Source organism: Clostridium neonatale (assembly GCF_900465025.1).
GTDB lineage: Bacteria > Bacillota > Clostridia > Clostridiales > Clostridiaceae > Clostridium > Clostridium neonatale.
In genome coordinates, this window is the sequence record NZ_UICR01000001.1 from 2,447,129 (window position 1) to 2,466,007 (window position 18,879).

Consider the following 18,879-nt stretch of genomic DNA (forward strand, 5'->3'; position numbering starts at 1 on the left):
TGATTATAATTTATTATAACAGAAAAAGCTATATATATCACTTAAATGTGTATTTATATTGCACATTTTATTTTCTTGTGCTAATATTAAGGTGTATTTAAAATGAACTTTAAATTTATATATAATATAGAAAAATATAGTTTTTTACTTTTTATTTTTAATTCAGAGTAAAATGATACTATTTACAATAATATAAGAGGTGAACGCGATGAATAATAATTTATTAAAAGTGTGCAATTTAAAAATTGAGGCAGATGAAAAAGAAATCTTAAAAGGATTAAACCTTGAAATCAATAAAGGTGAAATCCATGTAATAATGGGGCCAAATGGAGCTGGTAAGTCTACTCTTGCCAATGCAATAATGAATAATCCAAAATATAAAAGATTAGATGGAGATATTGAATTTGCAGGTGAAAATATTAATGATTTAAAAACTGATGAAAGAGCTAGAAAAGGATTATTTTTATCATTTCAATATCCAGAAGAAATTCCAGGAATAACTGTAGAGAATTTCTTAAAGTATGCTAAAAGGTCATCTGATGGAAATTTATTAAAACACTTTAAGTTTGATTTAGATTTAAAAAGAAACATGAAAGAATTAAAAATTGATGAGAGTTATGCAGAGAGATATTTAAATGTAGGTTTTTCTGGCGGAGAAAAGAAGAAAAACGAAATACTTCAAATGCTTATGTTAAATCCTAAACTTGCTATATTAGACGAATCAGATTCAGGACTTGATGTTGATGCAATAAGGATTGTTTCTAAAGGAATAAAAATGTTCTCAAATGAAGAAAATGCAGTATTAATAATAACTCATAACACTAAAATTTTAGAAAACCTAAAACCAGATTATGTTCATGTTTTAGTTGATGGAAAAATAGTTAAAACTGGTAATTCAGCTTTAGCCGATGAGATAGAAGAAAAAGGTTACGAATCTTTTAAAGAAGCTGTTGAAGTTTAAAGGTGGTGAATTTAGATGGAAAATAAGAAAAAAACTGTCATTGAGGAAATGGACAGAGGTATATACGATGTAAAAAACGAAGATAACTTTAGTTTTAAATCTGATAAAGGACTTACTAAAGAAATCATAGAAACTATTTCAGAAGAAAAAAATGAAGCAAAATGGATGAAAGATTTTAGATTGAAGTCTTTAGAAATTTATAATAAATTAAAACTTCCATCATGGGGTCCATCTTTAGACTCATTGGACATGGATAATATTGTTACTTATGTTCGTCCAAAGAGTAATTTGGTTGGTTCTTGGAACGAAGTTCCTGAAGACATAAAGAAGACTTTTGATCTTTTAGGTATTCCAGAAGCTGAAAAAAAATCACTTGCAGGTGTGGGTGCTCAATATGATTCAGAAGTAGTTTATCATAGCATAAAAGAAGATTTAGTTAAGCAAGGTGTTATTTATACTGATATGGAAACTGCAGTTAGAGAGCATGAAGATTTAGTTAAGCAGTATTTTATGAAATGTGTCTCCCCTTCTGATCATAAATTTGTTGCACTTCACGGAGCTGTATGGTCAGGTGGGTCATTTGTATATGTTCCTAAGGGTGTTAATGTAGACATACCACTTCAATCATACTTTAGATTAAACTCTCCTGGTGCAGGACAATTTGAACATACATTGATAATCGTTGATGAAGGCGCAAAATTACATTTTATAGAAGGATGTTCAGCTCCAAAATATAGTGTAACAAACCTTCATGCAGGATGCGTTGAACTTTATGTTAAAGAAGGTGCTACTCTAAGATACAGCACTATTGAAAACTGGTCAAAGAATATGCTTAATTTAAATACTAAGAGAGCAATAGTTGAAAAGAATGGTACTATTGAATGGGTATCAGGATCATTTGGTTCTCAAATATCAATGTTATATCCAATGAGTATATTAAAAGGTGAAGGTGCTAGAGCAGAATTTACAGGTGTGTCATTTGCTGGTAAAGGTCAAAATTTAGATACAGGTGCAAAAGTAATTCATGCTGCACCAAATACTTCATCAACAATTAATTCAAAATCAATTTCAAGAAATGGTGGTAAAGCTACTTATAGAGGGGTGTTAAAAGTAAATTCAAATGCTTACAACTCAAAATCTATGGTATCTTGTGAATCCTTAATGTTAGATAATAAATCAAAGTCTGATACTATTCCTGTTATAGATTTATTAAATGATGATGTTGAAATTGGACACGAAGCTAAAATTGGAAAGATAAGCGATGAATCTATTTTCTATTTAATGACTAGAGGAATAAGCGAGGATGAAGCTAAATCAATGATCGTAAGAGGTTTTGTTGAACCAATATCAAAAGAACTGCCACTAGAATATGCAGTTGAGATGAATAATTTAATAAACATAGAATTAGAAGGAAGTATTGGGTAGGTGAGATAAATGAAAGCTATAAATTTTAATAATTTAAATAAAACTCCAGTAAGAACAAAAAAATGGCTTAATATTAATGATGTAAGCCTTGGAGAATTAAATATTGGAGAAATTAAAGAATTTAATAATATAGGATTTGCAACTAATATAAAGGGAGTTCATATTCAAAAGCTGGAAAATAAAACTGTCTCTCCTCTTTATAAAGAATTTGTCTATGGAGCAAGTGAAGAACTTATAAAACAAGGCCAAAAAGAGTTTAATGCAGGTTATTTAATTACAATAGAAAAAAATTCAGCTATAAATGAACCAATAATTATTGATTTTGGATTTAATAAGGATAATAGTACCTTAGTTGATAACATAATAGTTGTTGGTGAAGAAAATTCAAAAGCTTCAATTATAATCAAATATAGATCATTAGACGATTCAAAAGGATATCATAATGGAATATGTACAATATATTCAAAGAAAAACAGTAATATTAAACTTACAAAAGTAAATTTATTAAATGATAATATAATCCACATAGATTCTAATGTGGCAGATGTTGAAGAGTCAGGAAAAGTGCACTTTATAAATACAGATCTTGGCGGTGAGTATAGAGTTTATAATTATCATGGTGACTTAAAAGGTGAAAATTCCTCATCAAACATAGACTCAATATATCTCGGAAGTAAAAACAGCCTTATAGATATAAATTATATTGTAACTCTTAAAGGAATAGCAAGTAAATCAAATATTAATGTTAAAGGAGCACTTCAGGATAAAGCAAAAAAATCATTTAAAGGAACATTAGATTTTAAGCAAGGTGCATCAAAAAGTGTTGGTGCAGAAGATGAATATTGTATGCTTCTTTCAAAGAATGCGAAGGCAAAAGCAATGCCAGTTTTACTTTGTTCAGAAGATGATGTTTCTGGTGAGCATTCGGCATCTTCAGGAAAAATTGACGAAAGCAAGCTATTTTATTTAATGTCTAGAGGTCTAACATACGAAGATGCAAAAATTGTAATTGTAAGAGCAGCATTCAATCCTATAATAGATGCCATAGATGATGAAAATACTATAAACGAAATATTAGAAAAGCTAAATAGAGGTTTAAAAAATGAATAATATTAATTTTTTAGAAGACTTCCCAATATTGAAATCACATGAAAATGGCCAAAGATTAGTATATTTAGATAATGCTGCTACTACACAAAAACCAAAACAAGTTATTAAAGCTATTAAAAATTATTATAAAAATATTAATGCTAATCCTCATAGAGGTGCTTACAAGCTTAGCATTGAAGCTACTAAAGCATATGATGAGTCTAGGGAAAAGGTTAGAAAGTTCATAGATGCAGAATCTTCGAAAGAGATTATATTTACTAAAAATGCCACAGAAGGATTTAATCTTCTCTCCTACTCTTATGGAATGGAGAATATTAATGAAGGTGATGAAATTGTAATTTCAATTGCAGAACATCACTCAAACCTTATTCCATGGCAAATTGTAGCAAAAGCTAAAAAAGCCACTTTAAAATATATGTATTTAAATGATGATGGTGAAATCCCAGAAGATGAAATCAAAAATAAAATAACAGAAAAAACTAAGCTTGTAAGTATAACTCATGTGTCAAATGCACTTGGAACAATAAACCCTGTTAAAGAAATTATCGATTATGCACATTCTATGGGTGCTAAAGTTATAGTTGACGGATCTCAAAGTGTCCCTCATATGAAAGTAAGTGTAAGAGAATTAGATGCAGATTTTTTAGTATTTTCAGGTCATAAACTATTAGGCCCAATGGGAATTGGTGTTGTATACGGTAAGGAAGAACTACTCTCCCACATGATTCCATATATAGTTGGCGGAGATATGATAGAATATGTTTATGAACAAAGTGCTACATTTGCTGAACTGCCTTCTAAGTTTGAAGGAGGAACTCAAAATGTAGAAGGTGCTGTAGGACTTGGTGCCGCTATTGATTATATAAATGAAATCGGAATAGAAAAAATAGATAAAATAGAAAAAGACCTTCTTATTTATGCCATAGATAAGCTTGATAAACTTCCATATGTAACAATATATGGTCCTAAAAACCTAGAACATAGAGGCGGTATAATTTCTTTTAATATTGAAGGCGTTCATCCTCACGATGTATCTTCTGTTTTTGACAGTTTAAATGTTGCAATTAGATCAGGTCATCACTGTGCTCAGCCATTAATGAGATTTATGGATATCAATGCAACGTGCAGAGCTAGCTTCTATTTCTATAATACTAAAGAAGATGTAGATAAATTAGTTGAGGCTGCTAAAAAAACTTATGAAATGTTTTATAAATGGAGGTAATACTTAATGGACTTAAATTCAATTTATACAGAATTAATTATGGAGCACAGCACTTCAAAGCATAATAAAAGAAAACTAGATCATGCCGATGTTTATGAAAAAGGACACAATCCAAGTTGTGGAGATGAAATAACATTAGAGCTTAAATTAAATAATGATGTAATTGAAGATTTAGCTTTTACAGGCCAAGGATGTGCCATATCACAAGCTTCTACATCAATTATGATAGATTTAATAAAGGGAAAAACAATAAAAGAAGCGTTAAAGCTTACTGAAACTTTTATTGGAATGATTAAAAGAGAAATAACAGATGATGAAGAATTATATTCATTAGAAGATGCTATGGCTTTTAAAAATATATCTAATATGCCAGCTAGAGTAAAATGTGCAGTTCTTGCTTGGCATACAATACAAGAAGCTTTAAACAAAGAATAAAAATAATATTTAATTAAAAATAAGGATTACAAAAAAGTAATCTTTATTTTTATACTTTTTGTATTGACTCTAATTGGGAAAACGCCTAATTTTCTAAAAGCATTTCTTTTAATTACTAATTTTCATAGTTAAAATTATTGAATTGTATATAATATTTCTTTAAAATAATAAATAATAGTTATGTGATTATATATTTTTATATAAATAGGAGTTTTTATATGCTAGATGTTTATTATTTAGAGAATACTAATAGAAATTTTAATGATATGTACCTTTGCTATTGTGGATTTGAGAAATGTACTCCACTACATTCATTTGGTCCAGCTATTAGACCTAACTATTTATTGCATTATGTTTTAGATGGAAAAGGTTATTATTATGCTAACAATAAAAAATATACAGTTACAAAAAATGAAGGATTTTTAATCAATCCAAATGTTATTACGTTTTATGAGGCTGATGAAGAAGAACCTTGGACTTACCTTTGGATTGGCATAGATGGAAATAAAGTTAAAACATATTTAAAATGTATAGGATTAGATGAAGAAAATCTTATATTTAAATGTGATGAAGCGGATTTGTTGAAAGAATATGTTATGGAAATGCTTAAACATCATAAAAGTACAGATGCTGATTCATTTAAAATAGAAGGACTTTTATATTTATTTTTCTCTAGGTTGTCTAACAATATCAAAAGCACCCTTTCAGATGATGATTCAATTTCTAATAATTATGTAAATAAAGCAATAGAATTTATTCAAGATAATTATTATAGACCAATAAAAGTACGTGATATTGCGGAATATACATGTTTAAATAGAAGCTATCTAACTTCTATTTTTCAAAAGTATCTTAAAATGCCACCTCAGAAATTTTTAATGGAATTTAGAATAACAAAAGCAGCTGACCTACTATATGATACAGACCTGCCTATAGGAAATATAGCTTACTCTTGTGGATATACTGATCCATTATCATTTTCAAAAGCTTTTAGGAAAGTAAAAGGCATAAGCCCTAAAGAATATAGGCTTAATAAAAAAGGATGTACAAAACAATACTTACTTTTGGATTAATAAGAGAAGTATTTATAAAAAATGAGTGCCCTATGAATAACTCTCATGGAGCACTTAAAATTTTATCCTTGTATTTTAATATTAATAATTTTTAAATTATCTCGGCCATATAATTCTCTACATATTATTTACACTTCTTTAAAGTCCACATCTTAGACACATAATCTCCAATAAGTTCTCCAATTTCAAGTCCAATATACATAAGTTCATCTCCACCAAACACTTCTTTAGTTTCAATTATTTCGTATAATGAATTTTCATCTAAGGCTTTAAGTTTTAATCTTCCAGGTATTTTATTTACTTCTGAATATTGTTTTACATAACTTACAATTGCAAATTCCTTATCTTTTGATAAAGTCATCCATGATACTTCATTACTTTTAAATGGACTTTTTAATCTGTAAAGATCTCCAAATTGAACTACTTTTCTAATAGATTTATATAATTCGATTTGTTTTTTAACTTCTTCTTTTTCTATATCTGTCATTTTTGTTACATCTAATTCGTACCCAAAACTACCTGCCATAGCTACAATACCTCTCGTACTAAGTGGAGTAATTCTATTGACTTGGTGATTTGGTACTGCTGAAACATGGCTTCCCATTGATATACTAGGATATACTAATGAAGTTCCCTCTTGAATTTTTAATCTTTCTATAGCATCAGTATCGTCACTAGTCCAAGTTTGTGGCATGTAATAAAGCATTCCCCCATCAAATCTCCCACCACCTCCAGAGCAGCTTTCAAATAAAATGTCAGGGAAGTTTGAAGTTATGTTTTCTAATATTTTATATAAACCTAACATATATCTATGTGCAAGTTCCTTTTGTTTTTTAGGTGGCCATGCAGGTGATCCAAGTTCAGTTATATTTCTGTTCATATCCCACTTTACATAAGATATAGGTGCAGATTTTAATACATCTGTGATCATTTTTATTACAGCATCACAAACTTCATCTCTAGATAAATCTAATACAAGCTGCTTTCTTGCAAGTGATCTTGTTCTATTTTCAATATGAATACACCAGTCTGGATGCTCTCTATAAAGATTGCTATTGGGCGAAATCATTTCCGGTTCAAACCATAATCCAAATTTCATGCCTAGATCATTTATGTCTTTTACTAGTGAATTTAATCCACATTTAATTTTATTTTCATTTACAAACCAGTCCCCAAGTGAAGAATCATCGCTATTTCTTTCACCAAACCAGCCATCATCTAATACAAATAATTCAATTCCAAGATCACTAGCTTCTTTAGCTATTTCTTTAATTTTTTCATTATCAAAATCAAAGTATGTTGCTTCCCAATTGTTTATAAGTATTGGTCTCTCTTTATCTCTATATGATCCTCTTGCAAGCCTTTCTCTATATAAATCATGGTATATATGAGACATTCCAGTCAATCCATTAGGTGAATATACCATAACAACTTCAGGAGTCTGGAACTCTTGTTTTGATTCTAAATTCCAAGTAAAGTCAAATGGATTTATACCAATTTGGGCTCTTGAGTTATTGTGCATATCAACTTCTACATTTGCTAAAAAGTTACCACTATAAATTAAATTAAATCCATAAACATCTCCAACATCTTCGTTTGCCTCATGACTTACCAAAGCCATAAATGGATTTTGAGCATGGCTACTAGCCCCTCTTCTACTTTCTACACATTGACCTCCAGATCTTAAAGGTGTTCTAACTATATGTCTTTCCCTTGCCCATGCACCTGATAATTGGATAAAATCAAATTCACTATGATTAAAATCAACGTTTGCACTTAACACTCTTAATATATCAATTTCTTCATTACTGTCGTTTATAACTTTAACATTTCTTGTTATGGCATCATACTCTTCAAAAACTGTATATGATAATATTAATTTTAAATTTGCTAAACTATCATTTAATGTTATCTCTAAAGTTTCTGCTTCAATATCATTTTCAACATAAGTTGCTGGTAATCCTTGAAGCTTATTTTTGCCTTTAAATATCTTATGACTATCATACCTAAAATCTGTAACAGTAGTCCCATTACTTAATTTTATTTGAATTGCTGGTGAACGTAAATCAGGATTACCATAGCTTGGATATTCTTGCGGAACTGCTTCTAAATGAAAATCATCTATATTATCTAGATCTGCTAAAAAGCTTCCACATTGTCTTTTCTTAATTAAATAATCTATTTTATTAGAATTAATTTTTCTTCCCCAATATAAATGTGCAATATGTCCTGTCTCTAATACATTTAATATATAACTTGTATTTTTTGATTCAATATTAAATAATTTATTTTGCTCATTAAATCTAATTCCCATTTCTGCCTCCTAAATATATAACAACGTTTTCTTTTATGATGTTATTATATATCATTATAAGTAAAACGCATATGACCATTTGTCGTAATTATATAGCCTAATGTTGTTTTCTATTTTACCTTTCCTTTATTTTTTAATTTTTTTATTGTTTCTGAAATTCTTTTTTGTTTTATGTCGTCTTTTTTAGCATCTTCTATCCAGTAAATATATTTACGCCTATTAGAATATAATAATGCATTATAAAATTCATATAAATTAAAATAAAATGAAGCACTATATTTTAAAAAAACTAGAACTTCATTTTTATTAATAGATTCTATTGAATATGGTTATAATTATATATTTATTACAATTAGCTCTCAATAAAGCATTTTACTTCATTATTGAATTTTTCACGTTCATCATAAAATGATCCATGTCCACTATTTTGCATTTTAACTAGTTTAGAATTTTTAATTAATTTCTTTTGTTGCTCTGCTAGATGGAAAAGGCAAACTTTATCGTGTATACCATGAATTATTAATGTAGGAGCATTAATCTTTTTCATATCTAAAAACAAACTTTCTTCATCAAGCCAAGTATTTGCTATAGCTGCTGTTGACCACCCTGCTGCTTTAAGTCCTAAGTTTAAAAACCAATCTGAAAATGGTTTACTTATGGGCTTATAAAAAAACATTTTTGAAAAATTTGCAAGCATCTTTGGTCTATCTATATATGTTTCATTAATTATTTCTTTTACTGCTTCTTCTTTTAACCCATAGTGAAAATAAGAACGTCTTATAAGACTTGGTGCCGCTGCTCCACAAAGTACTAATTTTGAAATCCCACATTCATCATGTCTTGCCATATATCTAATGGCAATTGCACCGCCAGTTGAATGTCCAAGTAAAGTAACATTTTTTAATTGAAGCTGATCAATAACGCATCTAACATCATCACTTAATGTATCATAATCATATCCATTTAGCGGCTTATCTGACTCACCAAATCCTCTTTGATCAAGTCCAATACATCTATATCCCATTTTAGAAAAGTAATCAAATTGATATTCAAATAAATTATGGTCTCCTGGCCAGCCATGCAAAAACAAGATTGTTTCAGTACCATTTTCGTTAAGGTCTTCTACATATATTTTAACATTTGATTCTGCTTTAATATAATATCCCATAATGCTCTCCAAATAAATTTATCATTATATATTTTATTCATATACTTATAAATTGGTGATTTTAAACTTAAGAAGTGCATATGTATTATAAGATTATGTGATATATTGAAAACATTATTTATAAAATATTATTCTCTTAACAGATATAAAATTGAACAGCCTAAACTTCCTTCATTTTTAACAATTTCACTATAATCTATATATGTAACATCATAATCTTCATTTTTAAGCATTTGTGCTACATTTTTATTGCTGGTAAGTAACTTTTTATGGCCTAAATATACAAAATTTGTTCCTAAATTATCTGCATCTGTTTTAGATATTTCATAAAGTTTTGGAATATATTTTTCTATTATATCTTTATCATATACATATGGAGATATAACTGCAGCATCTTTTTCTAATGTATTAAATACACAATCTAAATGAATCATATTATTATCAAAATAAATTGGGACAACTTTTATATCTTTTCTCATTTCATTTAGCACAGATTGAAGTTCATGAGCTGCATCAATTGTTGTTCTTGTACTTATCCCAATAAATAACACATCATCATAATGTATTAAATCTCCACCTTCAATATTATTTTTCATTTTATAATATTTTAAATTATTCTTCTTTATAAAATTAATTAAATATATGGTTTCTATACTTCTTTCTTGTTTTTTCATATTACTTATAAAAAATACATCATCTATTACAAAACCAATATCCTGTGTAAATAACTGATTTGCACTATTTTTATTCAAATCTAGAAAATTTAGCTTTACATCATTTTGGGTTAGATTATTTAAAAAATTATTATATTGACTAAAAAGCAATTCATAATCAATTTTCTTATAGTATTCATTACTTTTATTTATTATCTCAAAATATACTGGATAGCAGACTAAACAAGATTTTAATGTGTCGTACTGGTTGCATTGGTAGATTTTCATTATTGTAATTCACCTCGTTATACACGCATATATTTATATGTATTTTTTGCTAACACATATATTAATATTCATATATTCTTGACTCTTTATGATTTTAATGTTATTCTTATTTAGCAGTTAGCACTTTTGTGCTAGTTTTTTTGTAGAGCTTGGTTTGTCTTTCGCCGGATTTCCAAGCTCTACTTTATTATTTACAAATATGCAGTTAAATACTAATTAATTGAATAGATTTATAATATTTAAATATTTTTTTATATCTTATCTTTTTGTTATTTTTATATAAAATTTAGATTTCTTATAAAAATATAAAAAATTATAATAAAATAGAAATATTTAAATTTTAACAGAAAGGAAAAAATATGAATTTTAAAGATTTAGGAATAAATGAAAATTTGATATTAACATTAAAAAAACATGGTATAACTACTCCAACACCTATTCAAAGTGAATCTATACCATATATATTAAATAACAAAGATATTATTGGAGAAGCAAAAACTGGAACTGGTAAAACTTTATCTTTTCTTATCCCAATTTTTCAAAAAATAAATTCAAAAAATAATAATACTCAAATTCTTATACTTTCTCCAACAAGAGAACTTGCGATTCAAATTACCGATGAAGCAAAAAAACTAAATGTTAATGATGATATTAATATTTTAGCTGCTTATGGTGGAAAAGATATAGGCTCACAATTAAAAAAATTAAAAAACAGTATACATATTATTGTTGCAACTCCTGGAAGATTACTTGATCACATAGAAAGAAAAACTGTTGATTTAGGTAAATTAGAAACTATTGTTATTGATGAAGCAGATCAAATGCTTTTAATGGGATTTAAAAATGAAATTGAAGAGATTATGAGAGTTTCATCAAAAAAGCATCAGACTCTTTGTTTCTCAGCTACAATAGATTCAAAAGTCAAAAAATTAGCTTATAGATATATGACGGATCCAATTTTTATAGATATAAAAGACGAAAATGTAACTGTAGATACTATAACTCAAGAAGTTGTAGAAACAACTGATAGATGGAAAGCAGATTGCCTTGCAAAAGCTATTAATGAAGATAATCCATTTATAGCAATTATATTCTGCAGAACTAAGCGCAGAGCTGATGAACTTGAAGTTAAGTTAAGTGCAAAAGGTATTAAGGCTCAAAAAATACATAGTGATGTTCCACAAAATAAACGCGAAAGAATTATGAGATCTTTTAGAAAAGGTGATGTTCAATTTTTAATTGCTACAGATGTTGCTTCAAGAGGAATTGATGTAAGCAATGTTACACACATTTATAATTATGATATTCCGGAAACACCTGAAACCTATATTCATCGTGTAGGAAGAACAGGGAGAGCTGGCGATGACGGATATGCATGTACTTTTATAGATCCTAAAAATGAAAGGATTTTAAGTGAAATAGAAGAAAAGCTAAACTTTAAATTAAAAAGAAGAATAATAGAATTTAGATAAAATATAAAATTACAGTAAATCATAAAAAATAATCTTTTACTGTAATTTTTACTTTTCTATTAAATCCATAGAAATTATAGATTTTTTTAAATTTAAGAGTTTTTCAGATTTATTAATAAAATCTAAAAATTCATTATTTTTTTATTACAATACATATCTTTAAAATCATAAAAAATAAGCTCTATTATTGCATTGGTTAAATTTTCATCTAACATATAATCACTTGTTTTGATTAAAAATTCATCAATTTTCTTTTTAACATCTTTTTCGGTAATAACTTTAAATTTGCTTTCTACCACAAAATGACTTAATTTATCAGCTAATCTTATAAGAAATATTAGTGGTTTCATATATTCTTTTATAATATAATTTTCAAGATTATGTTCATTCATTAAAGACTTCTCAACATTTTTGGATTTATGGAATTTTATTAATATACAGATATCATTACAAATATCAATGCTAAAGACTGGAATATTATTATTTTGGCAATATTCATTATCTGCAAGTTTTGACATAATCCAATTTGCTCCATAAGCACCATGCTTTTTGTCAAATTTTCTAATATCATGTGTAAGACATCCAAGATATAATACATTTTCTAAATATATTCTACTTTCTATTTCATCTAAATAACTAAATATACTGTTAAACATATCTTTAGCTAAATCTGCAACTATTTTACAATGAATTTTTCTATACATCATTTTATCTTTAATATATCTATCTGCATATCTTTCATTGTATTCCTTTATACTTTCTTTCCATAAGTTATCATTAATTTTAAGCAAGTCAATTAAAGCTAAATCTTTGAATGCTTCTTTATTGTATATAGTAATCTCCCCTTATAAATTTAATATTAATATTACTTAAAATATATTATTAATATTAAATTTATAGAACAAATTAATAATTAAAAGAAACTTTCCATGATATTATTGTTGTAGTTAATATAACAAATAAGAAGATTATACTACCAAATTTTAAAAGAGTGAAAGCATAATGTATAGCAGAAACTAATCCCATTGCTGACATAATTAAAAATACTACTATCCCGCTTATTTTCTGTATATCTTTTATTGATTTTGAAAAAAGGAATCCTTTATTCATTACCTTAAAAACATATATAACAAATAAAATAGCAGCAATGAAAATTGATATTACATCTGGAAGAATTTTTACTCCATATATTAATACATAGACTATACAATCTAGTAACATTATTGGCACTAAAAATTTAATTATAAATGCTTTTATTGTACCTTTATGTTGAACATAGCTATTTTTTATTGGAGCACAATTATATATCCAGCTTCCTTTATAATTAACAGATGTTTTTAGAATATATATACTCATAGTCAAATATGGTATGGCCATATATAATGTAAGATAAGATTTACTATTAGAAATATTACTAAAATCATCTATAAAAGCAAATAACATTATAATTGGAAATGCTATAGAAAAACCAATAGAAGGATATAGTTTTAATTTTATTTCACGTTCACTTTTCATTATATTGTTTGCAAATTTATAAAATGTTCTCTCATATTTATCTTTACAAACTATGTTTCCTAACTTTTCTACAAAACCCTTTTTTAATCTTCTATTTGTTGTAGCTCCATTTAGCTTCTGAAGATTTACTTCAAATGACTTCATCAATTTAATGTAGATCCAAATAGAAATTATAGGTATAATTATTGACATTAAACTTAGATAAATATATTTATTTGAATTATTTAAAAATAGTTCAAATGGTGCTGCAAACCATGCGGATGGAATCAAATAATGATACCAGGATATATTAATTGATTTTTCTAAATCAATTAAATTAAATACTCTTCCAAATAATTGATATCCAACTGTCATTACTATTGATAAGGCAATCTGAAAATAGTTTATAATGTCTTTTAATTTTTCACCATCAAAAAATCTAAGTACAAAAAAATATAATAAAACTGTTAATGAAATTGAAAATAAATTTATTAAAATAACTTCTATGAAATATATAATAAAGAAAAGCACTCCTTTTATAAACAAGGATGCTATTAATGATGGTCCTATTAAAGCCAATGATATACTAATAATATAAAAGCTAATATGAAGTGCTTTTGCCATTGAAAGCGTCTTTTCATTTACCGGCTTTGTTAGTATCATATTTCTATCTCTTACATCTAAAAGTATATATGAAAAATCAGATATTAAAGAAAGCATTGTCATAAACATGATTAAAGTGCTTATTGTTGACATTTGTATGAAATAAGAGCTATCACTAAAAAGCAAAGCAATTAAAATTAATCCTAAAAGTGCATAAATCCATAAACTTTTAAAAAATATATTTCCATCTGTATTTTTGTTATTTTGAGTTAGTACAGATTCTCTCCTTCCATCCATAGTTAATTTAACTTGCAGTATTTTTCTCATTATAGTATAATTAACATCCATTTTTTCAAAAATCCATTTGAACTTATCTAACAAATTCAAGATTTTAAAATTATCCATAATCTTATTCTCCTTGCACTATTTTCACGAATTCTTCTGCTAATTGTTCATGTTCAGTGAAACCAGTTATTTTATTAAAAATTTCTTCTAATGATCCTTCTTTGGATTTATTTTTAAGTTCATCAAAACTTCCATCAGCTTTTATTTCTCCATCTGCAATTAGAATAATTCTATCACTTATCTTTTCTACAACATCCATTATATGAGATGAGTAAAATATAGTTTTCCCTTGCTTTGCAAGTATTGATAATATTTCTTTAACAACCATAACGCTATTTGCATCTAAACCACTTAATGGTTCATCTAAGAATAATATGTCAGGATTGTGTAGTAAACTAGATATTATAAGCACTTTTTGTTTCATTCCTTTAGAAAATGATGAAATTCTTGTATTATATACATTTTCAATATTAAATATTTTCATTAACTGCAGTGATTTATTTTCAATAACTTTCTCATTGATTCCATATAACTCACCTATAAAATTCAGATATTCCCTTGCAGTTAAGCTTTCATATATATCAGCTGTTTCAGGTACGTAACCTATCTTACTTTTATATTCAATACCACTATTTAATATATCTTGACCCAAAATCTCAATAGTACCATCATATTCATTAATTAAACCAAGCATCAATTTTACAGTCGTACTTTTACCTGCACCATTTGGACCTATATAACCCACTATTTGTCCTTTTTCTACATCTAGATTTATTCCTTTTAAAACTTCTTTAGCTCCATAAGATTTTTTTAAATCTTTTAGTCTAATAGCTATGTTATCATTCATATTTATACCTCCACCAAAGATCCTCATTTAATATACTTCAATCAATATAGCATTATACACAAATTAATACAATATATACCAATAAGTAAAAATTCATTTTAAGCATAATTTAAGATGATCTTTTTCACATACATTTAAAATATCACTAAAGTAATGATGAAAATAATTTTGAAAATGCTTCTTTCACTTTTGAATAATTACTTCTATTTTTATATTCAGTTAAAGTTAATTCATTAGATTTTAATAAATCCTCATTAAATGCATTTCTTTGCTTTATTGCAATTTTATCTGAATAAATAAAAGCATTTACCTCAAAATTTAATTCAAAGCTCCTTGTATCCATATTAGCTGTTCCTATCGAACAAATCTCATCATCTATTACTACAGCCTTGGCATGTAGAAAAGCATTTTTATCGTAGTGATAAACTTTAACACCAGAACTTAAAAGTTCGCCAGCATAAGATAAATTGGCCCAATATACAAATGGATGATCTCCTTTCCCTGGAATCATAACTTTAACATCTACTCCAGATAGTGATGCCATTTTTAAGCTATCAGATATACTATTATCAATTATTAAATATGGAGATTGAATATAAATGTATTTTTTAGCTTTTTGTATCATTTTTAAATATCCCAGTTTAATTTCATATTTATTTGTTATATTAGGACCACTCGAAACTATTTGCATACCTGTATTACCTAGATTTTCACTATCGTTTTTTAAGTCATAGAGATAATCAACATTTTCTTTTGTAGCATATCTCCAGTCAGAGAAAAATCTCAAATTCAAATCCTTAACAGAAGAACCAGTAAATTTAATATGAGTATCTCTCCAATATCCAAATCTAGGATTTTTTCCTAAATATTCATCACCAACATTAAACCCTCCAATAAATCCAATTTCATTATCTATTACTACAATTTTTCTATGATTTCTAAAGTTCATATTTAAATTTATTATTCTAAGCCATGATGGAAAAAACTCTCCCACTTTACCCCCATGCTTAATAAAATCATTTAAACTTCTTTTATTTAAAGATTTACTACCTACAGAATCATACAATAAGCGTACTTCTACTCCACTTTTTGCTTTTTCGTCAAGTATTTTTAATATTTTTGTTCCTATATCATCATTTTTAAATATGTAAAATTCAATGTTTATACACTTTTTAGCATTATCTAAGCATGTTAAAAGCTCATTAAAGAATTCATTACCATCCGTAAATAAATCTATTTGATTATCTTCTCTATAAGGCGCATAATCCATTCCTGCTAAAAATCTTATCATATCATAATTTTTTAATGAATTATTAGCATTTTTTTGTTCAATTTGCTGCCTGCTTTCTTTTAAGTATGATTTATATAATTTATAATGAAGATCTTTTATTATAAACATATTGGTTTTTCCCATTTTTCTACCAATCAGAATATAAAGTATAAATCCAACTACAGGAGTAAGATATAGAAATAAAGTCCACGCTATTATGCTGTTTGCAGAGCGCTTTTCCTTAAATACCATATAAATTATAGCAAAAAAATTCAATACTATGATTAGGCTGAAAATAAATTTTTCCATAAATATATCACCTCTTGTCTCTATTTTAGTTTTATCTTTTATCTTCTTATTATGTAATGAAAGTTGACCTAATATAAAAATATTAGGTCAACTTTTAAACTTACCATCTTAGCATACTTGGAATATAAAGAACTTTAAGTAATATGATTCATCTGAGTTCCATAAAATTGGATGATCCGAGCTTTGAGTTCTTATTTCTACCTGTCTTAATGTTTTTCGTGCATCATGTGCTGCTTCTAAAACAGTTTTTTTAAGCTGCTCTTCACTCATGTAATGAGAACATGAACATGTTGCGAAATAGCCGCCTTTTTTTACCATCTTAAGTCCACGAAGATTTATTTCTTTATATCCTCTTATTGCTTGGTTTATTGTATTTCTTGACTTAGTAAATGCAGGAGGATCTAATATAACTACATCATATTCTCTTCCTTCTCTTGACCATTCACCTAAAACATCAAAAGCATTATGACATTCAAATCTAACTATATCTTGCAGATTATTAAGCTTAGCATTTTCATTTGCACAATCTATAGCATGCTGAGAAACATCAATGCCAAGTACACTTTTAGCACCAGCAATTCCAGCATTTAAGGCAAATGAACCTGTATGTGTAAAACAGTCTAATACATCTTTACCCTTGCAAATTCTGTGCATTGCTGCTCTATTTTCTTTTTGATCTAAGAAGAATCCAGTTTTTTGACCATTTTCTAAATCAACTATATACTTTACACCATTTTCGACTATTTGAATATTTGTGTCAAAAGGTTCTGTTAAAAAGCCTTTTCTTTGTTCTAACCCTTCTATTTCTCGAGTTTTAATGTCACTTCTTTCATAAATACCTTTCGCATTATATTCCTCTACTAGTATTTTAACAACAATATCTTTATATTTCTCCATTCCAAGTGTTGAAATTTGAATTACATAATAATCCTCAAATTTATCTATTGTAAGTCCAGGAAGAAAATCTGCTTCTCCAAAGACAAATCTACATGAAGATGTATCAATTACAGTTCTCCTATAGTCAAATGCATCTTTAAATCTATTTTTAAAGAATTCCTCATTTATTTCTTCGTCTATTTTACGAGTCATTATTCTAATTGCTATCTTACTTTGATCATTTATGTAACCTTTTCCTAAAAAATATCCTTTATGATTATAAACTTCAACTATGTCTCCATTTTCATATTCACCATCATATTCATTAATTTCATCAGTATAAACCCAAGGTCTGCCTTGTTCTACTCTTTTATTTTTTCCTGCATGTAAATAAAATTTGCTAGCCATTAAAAAGCTCCTTTCAAATTATAACTTTAAAAATTATATCACAAAAAATCGCCATTGCGAATATGTATCACAACATAAATAAGGGACGTAAAAGCAGAGTTTTGTGGATAACAACCGAAATTCAATATATGATAGTCTCGATTGTAGGGAAATTTAAGTGAATATTCTATGCCTAAAAATATAGTTTTCAATCACGTGTAATAATTTATGGAACTACTTATCTCCCTGTATCCCCCAATAAATAAGAAAAGTTCCGAATTGCAGCATAGCTGCTCTTTGGCATATAATGCTTGGTGAGGTACGAACTTAGCCGTATAGCTCCTATTAAGCTAATGATGAATAGGTTTCCTTATAAGTGCACATTCTTAAGAATATATATCCTTATATTTATAAATTTATACCTTTTAAAAAATGATAAAATATTAATTTCTTAAATCGTTAACATATATAAATAACTATTCATTAATATAAAATTTTATTTATGTATAGCGACAATAATGCTGAAACTCTGAGTTTAGATGAAACAAAGAAATAAAGCTCTCATATTGGGCGGAGACTTGCCTTCAAAAATGAAGCTTTAAAATTTTTACATCAATGATTGTTCCA

At 27.2% G+C, this 18,879-nt stretch carries 16 protein-coding genes; 7 read left to right on the forward strand and 9 right to left on the reverse strand.

All coding sequences use genetic code 11. The features are described from left to right. Positions 1–208: 208 nt before the first annotated feature. The 6 genes from sufC to CNEONATNEC86_RS11210 all read left to right on the forward strand — a co-directional run bounded on the left by sufC (position 209) and on the right by CNEONATNEC86_RS11210 (position 6,226). Complete coding sequence (sufC, locus tag CNEONATNEC86_RS11185; protein WP_159136017.1) at positions 209–961, forward strand: Fe-S cluster assembly ATPase SufC; 753 nt, start codon at positions 209–211, stop codon at positions 959–961. A gap of 15 nt (positions 962–976) precedes the next feature. Beyond that, positions 977–2,386, forward strand: coding sequence for a Fe-S cluster assembly protein SufB (gene sufB, locus CNEONATNEC86_RS11190; protein ID WP_058295226.1), 1,410 nt, complete (start codon positions 977–979; stop codon positions 2,384–2,386). Positions 2,387–2,395: 9 nt separating this feature from the next. Continuing rightward, positions 2,396–3,496: a Fe-S cluster assembly protein SufD gene (sufD, locus tag CNEONATNEC86_RS11195; protein WP_159136018.1), complete on the forward strand. Its 1,101-nt coding sequence runs from the start codon at positions 2,396–2,398 to the stop codon at positions 3,494–3,496. Then, positions 3,489–4,718: a cysteine desulfurase gene (locus CNEONATNEC86_RS11200; protein ID WP_159136019.1), complete on the forward strand. Its 1,230-nt coding sequence runs from the start codon at positions 3,489–3,491 to the stop codon at positions 4,716–4,718. The genes sufD and CNEONATNEC86_RS11200 overlap by 8 nt, the downstream gene beginning before the upstream one ends. A gap of 6 nt (positions 4,719–4,724) precedes the next feature. Continuing rightward, complete coding sequence (gene sufU / locus CNEONATNEC86_RS11205; RefSeq protein ID WP_125150048.1) at positions 4,725–5,153, forward strand: Fe-S cluster assembly sulfur transfer protein SufU; 429 nt, start codon at positions 4,725–4,727, stop codon at positions 5,151–5,153. 218 nt (positions 5,154–5,371) lie between these two features. Beyond that, complete coding sequence (locus CNEONATNEC86_RS11210; RefSeq protein ID WP_159136020.1) at positions 5,372–6,226, forward strand: AraC family transcriptional regulator; 855 nt, start codon at positions 5,372–5,374, stop codon at positions 6,224–6,226. A gap of 124 nt (positions 6,227–6,350) precedes the next feature. On the opposite strand, the gene CNEONATNEC86_RS11215 is transcribed toward CNEONATNEC86_RS11210, so the two are convergent. From CNEONATNEC86_RS11215 to CNEONATNEC86_RS11230, 4 genes are all read right to left on the reverse strand, one after another. After that, the gene (locus tag CNEONATNEC86_RS11215; protein WP_159136021.1) at positions 6,351–8,540 is read right to left on the reverse strand and encodes an alpha-galactosidase; all 2,190 of its coding nucleotides are present in this window, start codon (positions 8,538–8,540) and stop codon (positions 6,351–6,353) included. A 110-nt stretch (positions 8,541–8,650) separates the two neighbouring features. Continuing rightward, entirely contained in the window at positions 8,651–8,860 is a 210-nt protein-coding gene (locus CNEONATNEC86_RS22025) for a YdeI/OmpD-associated family protein (protein ID WP_125150110.1), read from the reverse strand. A 32-nt stretch (positions 8,861–8,892) separates the two neighbouring features. Then, entirely contained in the window at positions 8,893–9,708 is an 816-nt protein-coding gene (locus CNEONATNEC86_RS11225) for an alpha/beta fold hydrolase (RefSeq protein ID WP_159136022.1), read from the reverse strand. A gap of 128 nt (positions 9,709–9,836) precedes the next feature. Beyond that, positions 9,837–10,649, reverse strand: a complete 813-nt coding sequence (locus tag CNEONATNEC86_RS11230; RefSeq protein ID WP_159136023.1) for a dimethylarginine dimethylaminohydrolase family protein — start codon at positions 10,647–10,649, stop codon at positions 9,837–9,839. Between the two features lie 359 nt (positions 10,650–11,008). On the opposite strand from CNEONATNEC86_RS11230, the gene CNEONATNEC86_RS11235 reads away from it, so the two are divergent. Continuing rightward, positions 11,009–12,121 (forward strand): DEAD/DEAH box helicase, encoded by a 1,113-nt coding sequence (locus tag CNEONATNEC86_RS11235; RefSeq protein ID WP_159136024.1) that lies wholly within the window; start codon positions 11,009–11,011, stop codon positions 12,119–12,121. A 122-nt stretch (positions 12,122–12,243) separates the two neighbouring features. Here CNEONATNEC86_RS11235 and CNEONATNEC86_RS11240 read toward each other — a convergent pair whose 3' ends face one another. The 5 genes from CNEONATNEC86_RS11240 to CNEONATNEC86_RS11260 all read right to left on the reverse strand — a co-directional run bounded on the left by CNEONATNEC86_RS11240 (position 12,244) and on the right by CNEONATNEC86_RS11260 (position 18,273). Next, positions 12,244–12,912 (reverse strand): hypothetical protein, encoded by a 669-nt coding sequence (locus tag CNEONATNEC86_RS11240; RefSeq protein WP_058295217.1) that lies wholly within the window; start codon positions 12,910–12,912, stop codon positions 12,244–12,246. 115 nt (positions 12,913–13,027) lie between these two features. Then, on the reverse strand, positions 13,028–14,623 hold the full coding sequence (locus CNEONATNEC86_RS11245) for a hypothetical protein (RefSeq protein WP_159136025.1): 1,596 nt from the start codon (positions 14,621–14,623) through the stop codon (positions 13,028–13,030). Between the two features lie 4 nt (positions 14,624–14,627). Further along, on the reverse strand, positions 14,628–15,410 hold the full coding sequence (locus CNEONATNEC86_RS11250) for an ABC transporter ATP-binding protein (protein WP_058295215.1): 783 nt from the start codon (positions 15,408–15,410) through the stop codon (positions 14,628–14,630). A gap of 145 nt (positions 15,411–15,555) precedes the next feature. Next, positions 15,556–16,989 carry a cardiolipin synthase gene (gene cls, locus CNEONATNEC86_RS11255; RefSeq protein WP_159116296.1) on the reverse strand — a complete coding sequence of 478 codons (1,434 nt, stop codon included), beginning with the start codon at positions 16,987–16,989 and terminating at the stop codon, positions 15,556–15,558. 108 nt (positions 16,990–17,097) lie between these two features. Then, positions 17,098–18,273 carry a class I SAM-dependent rRNA methyltransferase gene (locus CNEONATNEC86_RS11260; RefSeq protein WP_159116297.1) on the reverse strand — a complete coding sequence of 392 codons (1,176 nt, stop codon included), beginning with the start codon at positions 18,271–18,273 and terminating at the stop codon, positions 17,098–17,100. Positions 18,274–18,879: the final 606 nt, after the last annotated feature.